This is a genomic window from uncultured Corynebacterium sp. (genome assembly GCF_902489365.1).
Taxonomy (GTDB): domain Bacteria; phylum Actinomycetota; class Actinomycetes; order Mycobacteriales; family Mycobacteriaceae; genus Corynebacterium.
Map to the genome: position 1 here is coordinate 1 of NZ_CABTZR010000050.1, position 16,720 is coordinate 16,720.

19 protein-coding genes are annotated in these 16,720 nt (G+C 60.5%); 11 read left to right on the top strand and 8 right to left on the bottom strand.

Annotated elements, in window-relative coordinates; genetic code table 11:
• From RDN59_RS08270 to RDN59_RS08280, 3 genes are all read left to right on the top strand, one after another.
• A partial coding sequence (locus RDN59_RS08270) for a fumarate reductase/succinate dehydrogenase flavoprotein subunit (RefSeq protein ID WP_308607425.1) occupies window positions 1-1,632 on the top strand: 1,632 nt, incomplete at its 5' end.
• Window positions 1,632-2,381, top strand: coding sequence for a succinate dehydrogenase/fumarate reductase iron-sulfur subunit (locus RDN59_RS08275; protein WP_308607426.1), 750 nt, complete (start codon window positions 1,632-1,634; stop codon window positions 2,379-2,381). The genes RDN59_RS08270 and RDN59_RS08275, both read left to right, overlap by 1 nt.
• Window positions 2,382-2,428: 47 nt before the next feature.
• A complete protein-coding gene (locus RDN59_RS08280) occupies window positions 2,429-2,800 on the top strand; it encodes a hypothetical protein (protein ID WP_308607427.1) in 372 nt (123 codons plus the stop codon).
• Between the two features lie 1,223 nt (window positions 2,801-4,023).
• Here RDN59_RS08280 and efeB read toward each other — a convergent pair.
• The 3 genes from efeB to RDN59_RS08295 are packed head-to-tail and all read right to left on the bottom strand — an operon-like array spanning window position 4,024 to window position 7,545.
• The gene (gene efeB / locus RDN59_RS08285) at window positions 4,024-5,274 is read right to left on the bottom strand and encodes an iron uptake transporter deferrochelatase/peroxidase subunit (protein WP_144791864.1); all 1,251 of its coding nucleotides are present in this window, start codon (window positions 5,272-5,274) and stop codon (window positions 4,024-4,026) included.
• Between the two features lies 1 nt (window position 5,275).
• Window positions 5,276-6,562: an iron uptake system protein EfeO gene (gene efeO, locus RDN59_RS08290; protein ID WP_144791866.1), complete on the bottom strand. Its 1,287-nt coding sequence runs from the start codon at window positions 6,560-6,562 to the stop codon at window positions 5,276-5,278.
• The gene (locus RDN59_RS08295) at window positions 6,562-7,545 is read right to left on the bottom strand and encodes an FTR1 family protein (RefSeq protein ID WP_144791868.1); all 984 of its coding nucleotides are present in this window, start codon (window positions 7,543-7,545) and stop codon (window positions 6,562-6,564) included. Before RDN59_RS08295 ends, efeO begins: the two co-directional genes overlap by 1 nt.
• A 360-nt stretch (window positions 7,546-7,905) precedes the next feature.
• On the opposite strand from RDN59_RS08295, the gene RDN59_RS08300 reads away from it, so the two are divergent.
• Entirely contained in the window at window positions 7,906-8,061 is a 156-nt protein-coding gene (locus tag RDN59_RS08300) for a hypothetical protein (protein ID WP_186302152.1), read from the top strand.
• On the opposite strand, the gene RDN59_RS08305 is transcribed toward RDN59_RS08300, so the two are convergent.
• The gene (locus RDN59_RS08305) at window positions 8,058-8,975 is read right to left on the bottom strand and encodes an Abi family protein (protein ID WP_308607428.1); all 918 of its coding nucleotides are present in this window, start codon (window positions 8,973-8,975) and stop codon (window positions 8,058-8,060) included. The two genes, RDN59_RS08300 and RDN59_RS08305, sit on opposite strands and share 4 nt — an antisense overlap.
• A gap of 315 nt (window positions 8,976-9,290) precedes the next feature.
• On the opposite strand from RDN59_RS08305, the gene RDN59_RS08310 reads away from it, so the two are divergent.
• The 5 genes from RDN59_RS08310 to RDN59_RS08330 all read left to right on the top strand — a co-directional run bounded on the left by RDN59_RS08310 (window position 9,291) and on the right by RDN59_RS08330 (window position 12,181).
• Entirely contained in the window at window positions 9,291-9,494 is a 204-nt protein-coding gene (locus tag RDN59_RS08310) for a BRO family protein (protein ID WP_269948812.1), read from the top strand.
• A 110-nt stretch (window positions 9,495-9,604) separates the two neighbouring features.
• Window positions 9,605-10,939 (top strand): DUF445 family protein, encoded by a 1,335-nt coding sequence (locus RDN59_RS08315; RefSeq protein WP_308607429.1) that lies wholly within the window; start codon window positions 9,605-9,607, stop codon window positions 10,937-10,939.
• Window positions 10,940-10,954: 15 nt separating this feature from the next.
• Entirely contained in the window at window positions 10,955-11,416 is a 462-nt protein-coding gene (locus RDN59_RS08320) for a CGLAU_01105 family protein (protein ID WP_070444004.1), read from the top strand.
• 13 nt (window positions 11,417-11,429) lie between these two features.
• Window positions 11,430-11,720: a DUF2516 family protein gene (locus tag RDN59_RS08325; RefSeq protein WP_308607430.1), complete on the top strand. Its 291-nt coding sequence runs from the start codon at window positions 11,430-11,432 to the stop codon at window positions 11,718-11,720.
• On the top strand, window positions 11,720-12,181 hold the full coding sequence (locus tag RDN59_RS08330) for a deoxyribose-phosphate aldolase (protein WP_308607431.1): 462 nt from the start codon (window positions 11,720-11,722) through the stop codon (window positions 12,179-12,181). Before RDN59_RS08325 ends, RDN59_RS08330 begins: the two co-directional genes overlap by 1 nt.
• Before the next feature lie 3 nt (window positions 12,182-12,184).
• Here the strand turns inward: RDN59_RS08330 and RDN59_RS08335 are convergent, their stop codons facing one another.
• Genes RDN59_RS08335 through RDN59_RS08345 form a run of 3 tightly spaced genes read right to left on the bottom strand, consistent with a single transcriptional unit; the run spans window position 12,185 to window position 14,334 of the window.
• The gene (locus RDN59_RS08335; protein ID WP_308607432.1) at window positions 12,185-12,982 is read right to left on the bottom strand and encodes a DUF2993 domain-containing protein; all 798 of its coding nucleotides are present in this window, start codon (window positions 12,980-12,982) and stop codon (window positions 12,185-12,187) included.
• A 23-nt stretch (window positions 12,983-13,005) separates the two neighbouring features.
• Window positions 13,006-13,815: a class I SAM-dependent methyltransferase gene (locus tag RDN59_RS08340; protein ID WP_308607433.1), complete on the bottom strand. Its 810-nt coding sequence runs from the start codon at window positions 13,813-13,815 to the stop codon at window positions 13,006-13,008.
• 27 nt (window positions 13,816-13,842) lie between these two features.
• Window positions 13,843-14,334: a DUF2505 domain-containing protein gene (locus RDN59_RS08345; RefSeq protein ID WP_070526146.1), complete on the bottom strand. Its 492-nt coding sequence runs from the start codon at window positions 14,332-14,334 to the stop codon at window positions 13,843-13,845.
• Between the two features lie 24 nt (window positions 14,335-14,358).
• Here RDN59_RS08345 and RDN59_RS08350 point away from each other — a divergent pair, with 24 nt between their 5' ends.
• The gene (locus tag RDN59_RS08350; protein WP_308607434.1) at window positions 14,359-15,474 is read left to right on the top strand and encodes a UDP-N-acetylmuramate dehydrogenase; all 1,116 of its coding nucleotides are present in this window, start codon (window positions 14,359-14,361) and stop codon (window positions 15,472-15,474) included.
• On the opposite strand, the gene RDN59_RS08355 is transcribed toward RDN59_RS08350, so the two are convergent.
• Complete coding sequence (locus RDN59_RS08355; protein ID WP_308607435.1) at window positions 15,471-15,947, bottom strand: S-ribosylhomocysteine lyase; 477 nt, start codon at window positions 15,945-15,947, stop codon at window positions 15,471-15,473. The two genes, RDN59_RS08350 and RDN59_RS08355, sit on opposite strands and share 4 nt — an antisense overlap.
• A gap of 84 nt (window positions 15,948-16,031) precedes the next feature.
• Here RDN59_RS08355 and RDN59_RS08360 point away from each other — a divergent pair.
• On the top strand, window positions 16,032-16,720 hold a 689-nt coding region (locus RDN59_RS08360), incomplete at its 3' end, for a YihY/virulence factor BrkB family protein (RefSeq protein ID WP_308607436.1).

Genomic DNA, 16,720 nt, shown 5'->3' on the forward strand with positions numbered 1-16,720 from the left:
AAGGGCGGCGACTACCGCTGCCGCGAGTCCGACTGCTGGCGCCTGGCTTATGAGTCCATCCGCGTCATCGACCACATGAACGCCATCGGCGCTCCGTTCGCTCGCGAATACGGCGGCACCCTGGCTACCCGTTCCTTCGGTGGCGTGCAGGTCTCCCGTACCTACTACACCCGTGGCCAAACAGGCCAGCAGCTGCAGCTGTCCACCACCTCTGCGCTCTACCGCCAGATTGGCCTGGGCAATGTTGAGCTCTTCGCTCACCACGACCTGCAGGACATCATCACTTACAACGACGGTGGCAAGAAGCGCGCCGGCGGCATCGTGACCCGTAACCTCATCACCGGCGAGCTCAAGGCCTTCACCGGCCACGCAGTTATCCTCGGTACCGGCGGTTACGGCAACGTCTACCACATGTCCACGCTGGCCAAGAACTCGAACGCCGGCGCCATGATGCGTGCGTACGAGAACGGTGCTTACCTGGCTTCCCCGGCATTCATCCAGTTCCACCCGACTGGCCTGCCGGTGAACTCCGAGTGGCAGTCCAAGACCATCCTCATGTCCGAGTCGCTGCGTAACGACGGCCGCATCTGGTCTCCGATCAAGGAGAAGGATGACCGCCCTGCCAACGAGATTCCGGAAGAGGAGCGCGACTACTTCCTGGAGCGCCGCTACCCGGCCTTCGGTAACCTCGTCCCGCGTGACGTGGCGTCCCGTGCCATCTCCCAGCAGATCAACAAGGGTCTAGGCGTTGGTCCGCTGCACAACTCCGTGTACCTGGACTTCCGCGACGCCATCGAGCGTCTGGGCAAGGACAAGATTCGTGAGCGTTACTCCAACCTCATCGAAATGTACGAAGAGGCCATTGGTGAGTCCGCTTATGAGACCCCGATGCGTATCGCCCCGACCTGCCACTTCACCATGGGTGGCCTGTGGACGGACTTCAATGAGATGACCGCCATCGACGGTCTCTTCGCCTCCGGTGAGTGCTCCTGGACCTACCACGGCGCCAACCGCCTGGGTGCGAACTCCCTGCTGTCTGCTTCCGTCGACGGCTGGTTCACCCTTCCGTTCACCATCCCGAACTACCTGGCACACCACCTGGGTGAGGCCAAGCTGGCTGAGGACTCTGCTGAGGCCAACGAGACTGTCGCTCGCGCTCAGGCTCGCATTGATCGCCTCATGTCCATCCAGGGTGCGGACCCACACGGTCCGGCGTACTACCACCGCCAGCTGGGTGACATCCTCTACTGGGGTTGCGGCGTGTCCCGTAACGTCGAGGACCTCAAGGTTGCCATCGAGAAGATCCGCGAACTGCGCAAGGACTTCTGGGCTAACGTCCGCATCACTGGTGAGGCCAACGATATGAACCAAGTCCTCGAGTACGGTCTGCGCGTTGCTGACTACATCGACCTGGGCGAGCTCATGTGTATTGATGCCCTTGACCGCGACGAGTCCTGTGGTGCTCACTTCCGCGAGGACCACCTCTCCGAGGATGGCGAGGCCGAGCGTGATGACGAGAACTGGTGCTTTGTTTCCGCATGGGAGCCGGGCGCTGCTGAGGGCGAGTTCATCCGCCACGCTGAGCCGCTGTACTTTGATTCGATCCCGCTGATGACAAGGAACTACAAGTAATGAAACTGACACTTGAGATCTGGCGTCAAGCCGGACCGACGCAAGAAGGCAAGTTCGAAACCGTGCAGGTTGACGACGCCGCCGAGCAGATGTCCATTCTGGAGCTGCTCGACCACGTCAACGACGGCCTCATTGAGGCCGGCACCGAGCCGTTCGCATTCGCTTCCGACTGCCGCGAGGGTATCTGTGGTACCTGTGGCCTGTTGGTCAACGGTCGCCCGCACGGCCCGGGCCAGAACACCCCAGCCTGCCAGCAGCGCCTCTTCCAGTTCAAGGACGGCGATACCATCAAGCTGGAGCCTTTCCGCTCCGCTGCTTACCCGGTCATCAAGGACATGATCGTGGACCGCGCCAAGCTGGACCACGTCATGGAGCAGGGCGGCTACGTATCCATGGATGCGGGTACCGCTCCGGATGCTGACACCCTGCACATCAACCACGAGACCTCCGAGTACGCCCTGGATCACGCCGCCTGCATCGGCTGCGGTGCCTGCGTGGCATCCTGCCCGAACGGTGCTGCACACCTGTTTACCGGTGCCAAGCTGGTTCACCTCTCCCTCATGCCGCTGGGCAAGGAAGAGCGTGGCCGCCGCGCACGCAACATGGTGGACGATCTGGAGCAGAACTTCGGCCACTGCTCGCTCTTCGGCGAGTGTGCCGACGTCTGCCCGGCTGGTGTGCCGCTGACCGCGGTTTCCGCGGTTACCCGCGAACGTGCACGTGCTGCTTTCCGCGGCAAGGACGACTAAGCTATAGTCATTCACAGGATTAACAGGAACGAGAGAAAGTTTCAGCCATGAGCGACCTCAACCCGGCAGTTGCTGATCACCACAGCGAGACCTACCCGGAGTTCTCCGGTAAGATTCAGGACTCCTACATCGAGGGATATGACCCCGTTTCTTACGGCGCACCGCACTCTTCTTTGCTGCGCACCTCCACCTGGGTAGGCATGGGCTTGGTTCTCTCGATGCTGCCGGCAGCTGGCATCCTCATCTGGGGCCTCGGTACGTGGCTCTACCCGGATGGCACCGCTGGTGCTGACTATCAGCCGAACATCATCGTGGGTGCTATCTCCCTCGTTGTTATCGCTGTCCTGGCCGTCGGCTCCGTCCACTTCGGCCGCCGCTACTACCGCCAGTACCGCAAGGAAACCGGCCGCATCAACTAGGCACCTCCTAGGACGTTGAACGCCTAAGTTTCTGTACTGACACCACAACCCCCACCTCCAAACACATGGGAGACCATGTGAGGAGGTGGGGGTTGCTGGCGTTTCGGGCTAGGCCAGGTGTGCGGGAGGGGTTTTACAAAGAAGAAGGCAGGGAGCTGGGCGCTTAGCGACGTCAAAAGCTGCAATAAGCTTCGATCGATCACACTGTGCTGTTAACTGTACGCACTAACGAGAAGTATCTTCGTGCTGCTTCCTCTTATCATTTTTGGATCCTGCTAATGCAATCGCGAAAAGAATGGCAGATGCCGCCACCTGGGTTCCCGTTACCCATAGAAAATTCGTTAGGTTGATAACACCGAACGCGAGGAACCCTGCTGCAACTACTACGATTCCGAGGGGAATCAGGGATCGAGACATTGGGACATGCATCTTATTTGCTCCCGCAACGTGCCCAGCTTAGAGAACCAGAGCGAGTGAAGTAAAGTGTCATCCTTTGGTCATTGGGGCAAACTCCTCGTTTGGTCACATAAAAACCCAAGCTGCCGGCAATTACTTCCCCAATGATGCACGCGGCTGGGCCTGCGAGGCAAACTGCTGCTTCAATGCCGACTAGCCCTCCGGAAGCAGCCATTTTCTGTTCGAATGGCGTTAGCTCCAACCAGATTTGCCCATTCTCGAACCCAGCGCTCATTCGGTTTTCGAATTCCGCAGCCGTGGGGAAGCTTAAGGCGCTGCCATCCGTAAAGCTATACACGTAGTGGGTTCCATTTGGATTTAAATTTCGTTCGAGGGAACTAGCCTCTAGTTCTTTGGCAGCCCGGTAGAAAACCTCCTCGGTACTAATACCTTCTTGTTGTGCGTACGCTTCTAGTCGGTCGGTGTCCACGGTTTGACGCTCAGCGCTGGCGGGGGCATCTTCGGCCTCTGCAGGTTGAGGCGGGATTGAATTGCATGCAAAGAATATCAGGGCTGCTGAAGCGGTCCCGGCAAGTCTTTTAGCTGATCTTGAGCCGTTTATAGCAAACTCCTTGTGATTTCTGTCACTTTCAAGTGGCGCTACAGGACCTTTCCGAGCACGTCAAGAGATAAGGACAGATTTGCCAAAATTGGCCTCGCTTATTTCTAGTTTGGTGGTAAAAGGGGAGCAGGCGCTTGGCGACGCCCCTATCGACGGCACCGAACCCTCTGCTCTGAGGACAGCCCTAAAGCTATGTCGCGTGGCTCTAAGCGAACATTCCCTCACCGATGAAGCCGGTGTCACCCACGCCGGGCGGAATGAGGTAGCTACCGGTTTTAGTGGTTTTGAGGTATTCAAGGAGCATCTCGTCACGCGACATGGACTGGTGCACGGTGGCGAACCGGTCCACGGTGCGGGTGAAAGCCATGAAGAATAAGCCTGCGTCGAGTCTTCCCTGTTCGTTGGAGCCGTCCACGTAGTTGAACGCACGGCGCAGCATGCGGATGCCACCGTTTTGATCTGGGTGCACATTAAATACGTGGGAACCATGGTCGATGACGGGACGGCCTCGCTCGTTGGTGGCGGCGAAATCTGGTTCGTCGAATTCGTTGGTGCCCGTCAGTGGAGCACCCTCGAATTTATCACGGCCGGTGACACGTTCCTGCTCCTTGAGCTGCAGGGTATCCCACACCTCGATGTTCATGGCGATGCGTCGGGCCGTCAGGTAGCTTCCCCCAGCTGCCCAGGGTTGGGAAGAACTCGCCGGAATCCACACGTGCTCATCCAACGCATCAGCATCTTCGGCACGGATGTTTGCGGTGCCGTCTTTCTGCCCGAAGAGGTTGCGTGGGGTGCTTTCTTCACGAGTGGTCACGGCGGCTTTGCCGAAACCGATCTGGGACCAGCGCAGCGCAGCATCGGGCACAGCTAAGCGGGTCAGGTTGCGTATAGCGTGAGTAGCTACCTGAGGGTCGTTGGCGCATGCTTGGATGCAGATGTCGCCGTCGGACTGCTCACGGTTGAGAAAGTCGTTGGTCATCGGCGGCATCGCGGTGAACTCGGTTGGTAGTTTGTCGGCAAGGCCGAACTGGTCGCGGAACAAGCTGCGGCCGAAGCCAATGGTGATGGTCAGGGCGGAGGGGCCTAGGTCGAAGGCTTCACCGGAATCGTCGGGTGGGAAGTCTGCGCCACCGCCGAAGGCACCCTTGGCACTGACTTCGCCGCCGAGCGTCAACCGTCGAGCAGCATCGGTCCAACGCTGCAGGAGGTCAACGAGGTCATCGCGGGAGGCCTTCTCATCCAAGTCGAAGGCTGCGAAGTGAAGGCTGTTCTGCATCGGGGTGATAATCCCGGCTTGATGTTCGCCGGTGAAGTCGATGATCAGCTCGTCGTTCGCAGCACCGTCGATGTCGCCAGATGTCCCACGGGATTCTTCCCGCGAGCAGGCGGCAGTGGCGGCCCCGACGGCGCTGACACCGCCAAGCGCCAAGAAGGTGCGTCGGTTGAACCCGCTCATTTTAGGATTCCGCCCCCGAATCAGAATCAGTATCAGCCTCAGTATCAACGTTGAGGCCCAGCACTGTGCCGGTCAGGTTGGACAGCGGCTCGCGCAGCGCGTCGATGGCGCGGGTGAGTTTTGCTTGCTGGCCGGCGTCGACTTCGTCGTAGTCGACGTAGCCAGTTTCCAGGCTGCCGTATTCGTCGAGGAGGGACTGGATGGCGTCGAAACGCTGCTCGATCTCGCTGACAAGCTTCGCGCCTTCTTCACCGCGCTCTGCGGCGATGCTCTTGACCATGTCGAATGCGATGCGCGAGCCTTGGATATTGGCCTGGAAGTCGTAGAGGTCCTTGTGCGACCACCAGTTTTCTTCGCCGGTGACCTTGGTGGTGGCTACCTCTTCGAGCAGCCCCATCGCGCCGTTGGACACGGTGTCGACGGTGATGTCGTTCTCTGCGGCGAAGTCGTCGGCCTGCACGGTGTCATTGAGGGTTTCGATGTCGGCGACGAGTGCGTCTGCGATCTCGCGACGCTTTTGCGGCGACGACGGCTCCCATCCCTCGCGGGCGGGTGCACCGTCGGCGTTCTTGGCGTCGGCAGCCGGCAGCCACAGGTCCTTTTCCATGCGGTGGAATCCGAGCCACTCGGTGAAGGTCGGGTCGTCCTTTTCCAGCTGGTCTGCTTCGGCGATGTAGTCCACTTCGCGGTAGTCGATGCGTGGGTCGAGGACGCCGAGAGCCTCAGCGATAGGCTCGATGCGTTCGTAGTGCACGCGGGTCGTGGCGTAGAGCTCCTTGGCCTTGTCGTCGTCACCTGCAGCGTAGGCTGCGGCGAATTCCTCAACCTTTGGCAGCAGTTTTGCGACCTCGTTCTTGACAAAGGCGACGTAGTTGTCGCGTGCTTCGTTGAAGCGCTTTTCGTCGGATTCGTCGTACTTGATCGCTTCGCCGGTCACTGTGAACTCGGCTTGGCCAATGTTCGGTCCGCGCAGGCCTGGTTTGCAGGCGGTGAAGTAGGAGCCGGGTTCAAGTTGTACGGTGAGGTCTGCGGTGCTGCCAGGGGTGATGTTTTCGCGTTCGGCGATGACGCGGAGACCGTCTTCGGCCAGCAGGTAGAACTCAGTGACGCGCTCGCCGGAATTGGTGATGGAGAATGTGCTGGTGCCGGATTCTACTGAGTTTGTGGCGACCGTGCAGGAGTCTTCTTTGGCTTGGACATCGATGGTATCGCCGCTGCTGTTTTTCACGCACGCAGGCAGTGAGAGAGTGAGAGCGAGTGTAGCAATGATGGCGGGGGAGCGCTTCATTATGAGACCTTTCGAGAGTTTTCGTTGTGTGCGGAGGAAGTCTTGTTGCTTTGCTTATGAACGACACCGCGTTGCCCACCGCGCACATGCCCCACAAAGATAGGGACAATGACAGCGAGGTACGCGGCCCAGGCGATGACTTGCAGCCAGGACATTTGCGGCATAAATCCGGTGAAAGCTTGGAGCAGTGCGGCGGTGATTCCGGCGGGGTCGATGAACTCGTCGAGGTTGAACGCCCAGCCGAACGGGAACGACGCCATCCAGAACGGGTACGTGGCAAACCCGGTCAGGACCTCGCCTGTGCGCGGGTGCGTGGGGGCAATCGGTGCGCCGGAGAACGGCCCGGGGAGGAACTGCGCCTCCTGGAGATCGTGGATGGCGTAGGCGAGGATGCCTGCCGCAACGACGATGAGCAAAGCACTCGACCAGGTGAAGAAGGTGCCGAGATCCAGGCGGAGAGCGCCCCGGTAGATCAGCCAGCCCATTATGATGGCAACGCCAATGCCGGCGAACGCGCCAATGACCGCACTAGGGGTGGTCATCCAGCCCCACAGCAGGAGGGTCAGTTCGATGCCTTCGCGGGCAACGGCGACGAACGCGAGCCAGAACATGGCCTGCTTGCCCTTGGTCAGCGCAACGCCTGTTTTGTCCTCGAGCATGGTGCGCAGTTTCCCGCCCTTGTTGCTCAAGGAGAGGACCATGCCAGTGATCATGGCCACCGCGATCAGTGACATGATGCCGCCGATCGCTTCCTGGGCACGGAAGGACAATCCGTAGCGGCCGAAGGTGAAGAGTGCGCCGAGTGCCGTGCAGATTGCTGCTGCCATGACCACGCCGACCCACACAGTGCGGGCTGCGGTGTTCAGGTGACCCTCGTCGGTGGCAGAGCTACTACGGCGCTGGATGGCGGCGAGCACCATGCCGACGATAAGGGATGCTTCCAAGCCCTCGCGGAGGCCGACCAGGAAAGCGGCAATGAACATTTTAGAACTTTCTCGTGTGTAACTTGGCTGGTCGAAGGGTAGTGATAGGTAAAGGTAAGGCTACCCTGGATTAGCCGAGCCTAACCTTAGTCTAGGTGTGGTGAGAAAGTAAATTCCTTTCCTTACCTGTACGGTGAAGCGAAGGTGAGGGAACTCAGTTCTGGGATCATGGCCGCGGGGTGCAGCCCGCACAATAATCGGCCTGGGGCCATGTAGAAGCGGGGGCACGTGGCATTGAAAACTGGAATCTAGGCGAGCGCACCTCTGAGGAGGCGTTCGACGCACACCCTGAATTCGTGCGGGGACAACTCAGCGTGGGGGCGACTTTGGAGTATGTAGCGCGAAGTGAGGCCGGATTGCTTGTACGTCCACGACGAAATCGTCATTGACGAACCCGAGGACTCCGGCTTCACCATCGCCGATGCCTGCCAGCTCATGACGACCCCACCCGACTGGGCAGCAGGCCTCCCACTCGACGCCGACGGGTACGAATGCGACTATTACCGCAAAGGTTAGACGCGCCAGAGAGGCAACTCGCGCCAGTTGTCAGGTGCTCCTGTGCGAGAAAACGGCACGATGGGATTGTGCGGGTAGGTGTAGAGCAGCTTCGGTAGCCGGTCGGCTGGAGACAAGTCCAGTTGGCGGTGCAAGTATTGGATAAGGGAGAGCTGCCCGAACACGCGATTCATTCCTTCAGCTGCCGGAGCCAGCCTGACGTCATTGTTCAGTTTCGGTTTGATGTCGTAAACACGGTTGAACATCCTTGCATGATGAGCTGCGTAATTACGCAGAATATTCAAGGATTTCAGCCATGATTCAAGCTGAGGACCAGTTAGGCCGCAGGGCTCGGCAATCCGTTTGCGCACGATATTGGGCGACATGCCGTACAGGTGCGACAGCATCCCCCAATCCATGATTTCGGCAGCCGCCCAGATGGGTAGAGTCCCGCCATATTTGGATTTGTGGTGGGCGACGAAGTCCTCCTTCGACGCTTTCAATGCCGACTGGTACTTTCTCAGCCACACCTCATGCACGCTACGCCCGTCTTTGTTTCGCTGCTGTGCCCGGGCGCTCAAACGCTGGGGATCCAAATAGATCAGCGGGTCAAGGCGACCCAGTTCGTGACCGAGCTTGGTTCGAATAGCCAACTCCACGCGATCAAGCTCGATGAACACGCTGTGGCGCAATTGTTCGTCAAACTCATAGAGGGCTACCACTAGGCCAAACGATGCTCCCTCAACGAATTCATCTTGGGCAGTGCCGTCGCCTTGGGAGAAACGGCGCATCGGGTACCAGTATCCGGACAAGCGGTAGTAGTTCAATCGAGCCAGCAGCGTCTCAGCATGTTGGGGATCATTCACTCGCATCCCACGCTGACGAAGCAATTCGACCTGTTCACCGTAGGTCTTGAACTGCTTCACCTGCTCCACGCGCACCCCTGTTTGATACGAAAACGAAGACCGGCCCTGGACTCCCACCGAGGCGGGCAGCGGAACCGGTCATGTTGACTACAAGGCTACTTTGTTCATGACGCCGAAGCAAGAGCACGGGGCGCGGAACCATCGGTACGTTCACACACCAGTGTGCCCTCTGACCCGTCCGGATTTGTCGGTCCGCAGGGGCGTATGGGCGAGAGCCTTCCTCCCGCCGTGTCCGGTTTCGGTGGCTGCCGTGCCTGACAGGTGAGAGCCTGGCGCATCCCGCGCCCGCGATTGTCTACCCGGCTCTCAGATAAGGAGCCGGTCATGGCTACCGGACTACAAGTGTTCACCAACCACGAGTTCGGCACGCTCCGAACCATCACCTCGGGCAGGCAGGTCCTGTTCTGCGGCCGGGACGTGGCGACCGCCCTCGGCTACGCCAACACGAAAGATGCCCTGGCGCGTCACTGTAAGGGGGTCGTGAATCACGGAACCACAAACGGGCCCTCGGCAGGCTGGCGTTCATAAAGCTAGCAGTCGATCTTAGTGTTGGCAGCGATCGAGTGTGTCCGATGGGCGCACTAGTGTTATAGAACGAAGCTTCACTCCGTCTTCGAAACACTAAGGAGAACCAACCCATGACGCACCGCGCAGACGCAGGGCTTAAGCCGGCTCAGGAGACGTCGGCGTCGCAGACGTCGTTTGTGCCGCAGCCAGGAAACCAGGAGGCGCGGCGGGCAGACCTGCGCCGCTGGAAGGCGATTGCGCTGTCTTTCCTGATTGGTGCGGCGGTGATCTTTTTGGGGTGCTCGTGGTGGCAGGCGTCGGCAAGCGGGGCTCCCGTCTGGGTGGGCTACGTGCGCGCGGCAGCGGAGGCAGGAATGGTCGGTGGACTGGCGGACTGGTTCGCCGTGACCGCGCTGTTCCGCCGACCCATGGGGTTGCCCATCCCGCACACCGCACTCATCCCCAATAACAAGGACCGCGTGGGTGATGCGCTCAAGGACTTCGTGGAGGAGAACTTCCTTACCGCGGATGCGCTCAGCGCCAAGGTGCGGGAGGCCGAGATTCCGCTGTGGCTGGCGCGCCAGGGTGTTGAGCCTGGGCGGGCGGCGGAGGTCTCCGCGTGGATTGGTGAGCGCGCAGCTAGTGTGGTCGCAGACCTAGACCCGGCGGAGGCAGAGCAATTCATCCGCACCCAAGTCATGGACCGTCTGGCAGAACCCGAGTGGGGCCCGCCGCTGGGGCGCCTGCTGGAGGGCTATATCGCCGAAGGTAAGGCGCGCCCGCTGGAGGATGACCTCATTGAGTGGGCACACGGCAAGATCCTCGGCATGGAATCCACGGTGGTCACCGCCATCGATGAGCGCATGCCCGGCTGGGCGCCACGCTTTGCCCGCGAGATGGTGGGGGAGAAGGTCTATGCTGAGCTCGTGGAATTCGCCGATGAGGTCCGCCGCAACGGCAACCACGAAGCCCGCTTGGCCATTCGCCGCAACCTGTCCAAGCTGGCTTCGGACCTGCAGTGGGATGAGGACATGCGTGGGCGCATTGAAGGAATCAAACAGGAGATGCTGGCCTCCGATCAGGCGCAGAAAGCCCCGGCGGCGATGTGGGCGACGGTGTCCTCCACGCTCATTGAGCAGCTCACCGACCCAGAGTCCTTCCTGCGTCAGAAGATCACCGCCAAGGTGAAGGAATTGGCGCACCGTCTGTTGGAGGATTCGGAGTTCCTAGCGCAAGCCAACGAGCTGGTGGATAAGGCCGCGCGCTACGCGGTGGAGAAGTTCGCACCGGAGATCATCGCGATTATTCCAGAGACCATTAAGCGTTGGGATGCCCAGGAGGCTTCCGAGAATATCGAGCTGATGGTGGGCAAAGACTTGCAGTTCATTCGGCTTAACGGCACGGTCGTGGGTGCGCTGGCTGGATTGGTTATCTACACTGTTAATCATCTGCTTTTTGGCGTCTAACAAGGAGTGACGACCATGTCCGTATTTGACTCAATCAAGAATGCCGGTTCCTCTGCTTTTGATGTGGCCAAGGATTTTGGTGGCCGCTTCAAGGAGGAGCGCCAGAACCAAGCCCAGAGCGCGCAGGCGGATCGCATTGCCCGCGCCGCCGATGAGGCGGGCATGGGTGATGGCACTGCGAAGGAGGAGTCCTTCTTCGACCGCGTGACCTCCACGGCGAAGAATATTGGGGAGTCTGTGTCCTCCGCCGCCCGTGAGACCCGCAACTCGGAGTCCTTCGAGAAGGCTCGTGAGGATTTCAACACCGCCTTCAACGAGACCCGTGAGGGCGTGCAGGGCGCTATCAACAACGCCAAGGAGCAGCGCGCGGAGGGCAAGCATGCCCAGCAGCCGCAGGAGCCGCAGAGCCCGCGCAACCCTTATGCCCCGAAGCCGAATGACGATGTCATTGACGGCGAAGTAGTTGACGAGAACTAGTTAGTCTTTCTTGATGCACACTTTTCTAAACATTATTGCGTCGATACCGCAGTACATTTTCATGGCGGTATCCCTCTTCGCCCTCTTTGGTGCCGTCCTGGCAGCGATGACGCGGGAGGACGCCTTCCGCGCCGGTGACCGCCAGAACAAATGGGTGTGGGTCGGGCTGCTCTTCGGTTCCGCTGTGGTGATGAACCTGCCTCTGCCCTTTGTCAGCTGGATTGGCGCCATCATTACCGGTGTGTACTGGTTTGATGTGCGCCCGCAGCTCAAGGCCATCATCAACGGCGATTATTCCTACTAATGCTGAACCTGCTTGAGGCCTCCCTGGAGGAGGTGCGAACTCAGTCCGCGGGGCAGCAGCGAGTGCTTGTCTCCCCGCACCACGTGCTTGCCGCTGAGGGCGCCGAGCACGTTATTTCTGTTGCCGGTTATCCCACTGGGCGCCACCACTCCTTGGTGAAGGCGGCGGAGGCGCGGCTGGCAGTTCAGTCTGGTGCGGCCGAGGTGTGGGTTGCGGTGGATGCGCTGCTAGGGGATGCCACCTCGCTCCTCTCCGAGCTCGTCACCCTCCGCGAGGCCTGCCCGCTGCCCGTGCGCTTGGGGCTCATTCTTCCCGAAGACCCGCGCTTGCCGCTGACAGAAATAGCCCGCCTGGCGGAGCAGGCGGGCTATCAATGCCTTGTTGATCCCGGTTCCGTCGTTTCAGACGACGAAGACCTGGACACGCAGCTCACCGTAGAGAGCCTGCGCTCTAGTTCTTAAGTCTTAGTTGGCCGGTGTCGATTCCGGTGCTGGTGCTGTGGCGGAATCGAGCTCGCTCATCGGAACGTCGTGGCCAATGAGGGTCAGCGTGAGCTCGCCAGCCCCAACATCCACGGATTCAAAGGTGAGCTTTTGGCCCGCGAGCTGTTCCTCCATGCCTTCGGCCAAGGCATTCGAGATCGCGGAAGTGGCCTGCTCGGGCAGGTCGAAGCCGAAGAGCGATGCTTCCTTCGCATCGATGGCGAGTTTGCCATCGCGAGCCTCCGGCTTGAGCGAGAGCGTGGCCAGGCCGCCGGCAAATTCCACTTCGAGGTCATCTTCGGCATCGTTGGCGGTAATCGCGGTCACCACGAGGTTTCCCAAGGCGTCATAGCCGGACTGCTCAGCAATAGCCTTTTGGAAGCTGGCGAGCAGGAACTGATCCGGGACCGTGGTCGAGGCCCGCAGAGTGCCCGCGACCGGCTCTTGGGACAGCGTCATGTCTTCGACGTGGACATCAGCGGCCGGTTGGCCGGTGATGGTGGTGCCCTCAATCTTCAGCGTGGACGGGGTCTTCATATCCATCTGCGGAATCTTGCCGTTGAGCAAACCAAAGACCATGGGGCTGGCACCGAAGCTTACCTCCGGTTCTTCGGAGGTCTCCACGCCCTGCTCCTTGGCGGACTGGGTGAATTCGCTCTTCATCTGCGAGCCCAAGAACCAGCGCAGGCCAAGCTCAGCAAGCAAGATGATGAGCAGGAGCGTCACCAGTACGCCGATGAAAATTTTCCAGGCCGTTGAGGCGGGAGATTTAGAAGCCATGACTACTAGTGTGGCGCACTGGCTTAAGGTTGGCCAACTACCACGTCCCAATCCACTGTGAGCACGTTGTCCCGCAGGCGGCGGTTCACCGGGTGGATGGGGACTGTCTGCCGGAGCTCTTTACGCGCCATGCGCCAGCGCACCCGCGGACCATAAGGAGACCAGCCGGCGGCGCGGTCCCAGGCGGCGTCGGCCGCCTGCAAGAGCTCATGGATTGGTTCACCCGGCACGTTGCGGTGGATGAGGATTTTGGGCAGGCGCTCCGCAATATCGCTAGGGCGCTCTACGTCGAAAGGATCCCACGCCAGGGTTAGGGTGCGTGGACCGGCGGCGCTGAGAAGCACCCAGGCGGCCCTGCGCCCCAGTTCGTCGCAGGTTCCCTCCACGAAGAACCCACCGGGCGCCAAGCGTGAGGTCACCGTGCTCCAGGCTTTCTCCACCTGGTCGACGTCGTACTGGCGCAGCACATTGAAGGCGCGCACCAGTTGCGGGCGGTAGCCGGCAAGCTCGAAGCCGCCGAGCTCGAAGGTGACGCCATCGCGCGGCGGCAGGACGCGCTCGGGGGAAATCTCTAGGCCCATTACCCGGGTATGCGGGTTAACGCTGCGCAGCCAGCCAGCCCACTCCACGGTGGTGGTGTGGGAGGCACCGTAGCCGACGTCGAGAGCCAGCGGATCCTGAGTGGAGCGCAGCAGCGAAGAGATTTCCGGGTGCGCCACCATCCACCGATCGCAGCGGCGCAGGCGGTTGGGGTTGGTGGTGCCGCGGGTAATAACGCCAAAAGGCCGACCAGCGCTTTCCTGAGCCTTCAGGTTATGCGCGTGATCGGCCATAGCAACAACTGTGGTGTAGGGAGTTGTTTAGAGGTTGTTGGAGATCCACTCTTCGGTGAGCTTGCCCTCGTTGGTGTAGAGCTCCTGCAGAGCTTCAGCGACCTTCGGCTCGATGGCAGCGCCCATCATCGGGATGTTGACGGAAACCTCAGTGACGTAATCCAGAACGGTGGTCTCATCCTGGGCCTTGTAGGTGATGTCACCCTTGAAATCGACCGGGGTGCCCTTGACGTCAGCGGTGAAGGAGACGGAAATCTGATCGTCGACCAACTCGCCGATGGTCACGGTGCGCTTTTCCTTCAGGTCCTGGGAGACCATGGCGCGAACGGCCTCCGGAAGGAGGGAGGTCGGAAGAATTTCGTAGAGCACAGCGGTGTTGCCGGTGAACTCGTGCACGGTACCTGGTTCCGGGGACAGCTTGGCCACGATGAAGTCCCAGTACTCCTGAGTGGTCAGTGCCTTGTGCACCTTATCGATGGGCTGGTTGATGATAACGGTGTTTTCGCTACGGGTTGACATGAGTTACAGACTACCTTGGTAGACGTGCTAGATAAATTCCTGACCCTCGCTGACATTGACGGAGTCACTCTGGATTCCGAGACCACCTTCGCCGATCTCACGACGCTGCGCATCGGTGGTGCACCGCTGGTGACGGTGCGCTGCGACAGCGCACAGGCAGCGATTGCAGCTTTGGCCGCGCTTGACGACGCCTCCCAGGACTACCTCGTCGTCGGCGGCGGCTCCAACCTCGTGGTGGCGGACAGCCAGCTGGATGTTGTGGTCGTGGTGCTCGACTTCGAGGACATCGACGTCACCGTGGCCAACGGCCTCGTGCGCGCTGATGCGGGCGCGGTGTGGGATGACGTCGTGGCCCTGACCGTGGAGTGCGGTCTGGGCGGCATCGAGTGCCTTTCTGGCATCCCGGGCAATGCGGGTGCCGTGCCGGTGCAGAACGTCGGCGCCTATGGTGCGGAGACCTCCGACGTCCTCACGCAGGTCTACCTCTATGAGCGCGCTACCCGCACGGCGACGTGGGTACCGGCGGAAGAATTAGAGCTGGCCTATCGTTACTCCAACCTGAAGTTCACCGGACGTGGCGTGGTGCTGGCCATCGAGCTCCAGCTGACCACCGATGGATTGTCCAAGCCCCTGCGCTTTGGCCAGCTCACCCAGAACCCCGGTGAGCGCCGCCCCGTCGCCGAAGTCCGCGAGGAGGTGCTGGCGTTGCGCCGCAGCAAGGGCATGGTTCTCGACCCAGAAGACCACGACACCTGGTCCGCCGGCTCCTTCTTCACCAACCCCATCGTGGAGCCGCAGCTGGCTGATTCCATCCAAGCCTCCGTTCGCACCGCCCGCGGTGACGAAGACGCGGACCGCATGCCGCGCCATGCGGTGCCTTCCACCGCGTCGGGAGAAAGAAAAGAAAAGCTTTCCGCTGCCTGGCTCATCGAACGCGCCGGCTTTGCCAAGGGCTACCCAGGTATCGAGACCGGTGCACGCGCAACGCTATCCACCAAGCACACCCTGGCGCTGACTAACCGCGGTGAGGCCACTGCAGACGACATCGTTGCGCTAGCCCGCGAGATCCGCGCCGGGGTTCAGAAGGCCTTCGGCGTGACGCTGGAGCCGGAGCCCATCTGGCTGGGCGTGAGAATTTAGGCCATGACGGTGAGCCACTCATCCTTCGCCGCGAGGAAATCGCGCGCAGCCTCCTGTGCGCCCTCGAGCGAGTGGTGAGCGCCCCAGCCGCACTGCACCTCGTTGGCGGCGGGAACTTCGGTGGCATTGAGGATGTCATTGAGCGCGCCCTCGACAGCGCGGAGCAGCTCGTCCTGCTCCATGCCGTTGGTGATGGCGTAGAAACCGGTGCGGCACCCCATTGGTGCAAAACCGATGAGCTTGTCGGTGTAGTTGCGCATGAAGTTGGCCATCATGTGCTCCACCGAGTGGAGTGCCTCGGTGCCGAGGTGCTCCTTGTTGGGCTGGCAGAAGCGCAGGTCATACTTGATAATCTCGACCCCGCCGCCCAGGTCGGTGCGGTCGGCGACGCGGATATAGGGGGCGTCGACAAGCCGGTGGTCAAGCTCGAAGGACTTTACGTTGATCGTGTTTTCGGAGTTCTTCTCAGTCATGCCTCCCCAGTGTAACCACGGCTTAGCCTGTGGCCTGAGTGTCCTTCCCCTGAATGCGGGCTGTGCCGCATACGCTGGTCAGATATGAGCGAAGAGGAGATTGTCGGCAACGCCATTCCGGTCGAGAGACCAGAGACCATCGTGCCGTGGAAGAGCTCGACCATCCTGGAGGTCCAGGGCCACGATGAGGAGCGCGACCCTTTCTCCAGAGACAACCGGCTCCGCAAGGAGAGCTGGGGCCTGATTGTTCGCCGCACGTGGAATGACTTCTTCCACGATGCCTTCATGGACCGTGCCGCTGGGATGACCTACTTCACCCTTATGGCTTTTGCGCCCACGGTGCTGGCAGCTTATTCGATTGCCACGCTGGTTTTCTCCTCCCGCCAAGCGGAAGTGGAGCAGCTGACCTCAGAGTTCATTGAGCAGTACGTTCCCGGTTCGCTTTCTGAGCAAGCCCACACGATTGTCGGCATGATTATCGGCTCCAGCGCGCAGGGCACGTTGGCCCTGATCCTTTCCCTGGCCATTTCACTGTTTTCTGCTTCGGCGTATGTGCGGGCCTTCTCTCGCACTGCCAACACTGTGTATGGCCGGGTGGAAGGCCGTGGCATCATCCGCACGTGGTCAGTGATGTGGGGGCTCACGGCCTTCATCGTGGTGGGCGCGGTCATCGTGGTCTTTGCCAACTTGCTGCGTGATGCTGTTCTTAACGAAGGGTTGATTCCGCTTGCACGCAACGTAGGGCTAGAAGATACCGCCACGTACTTGGTGCG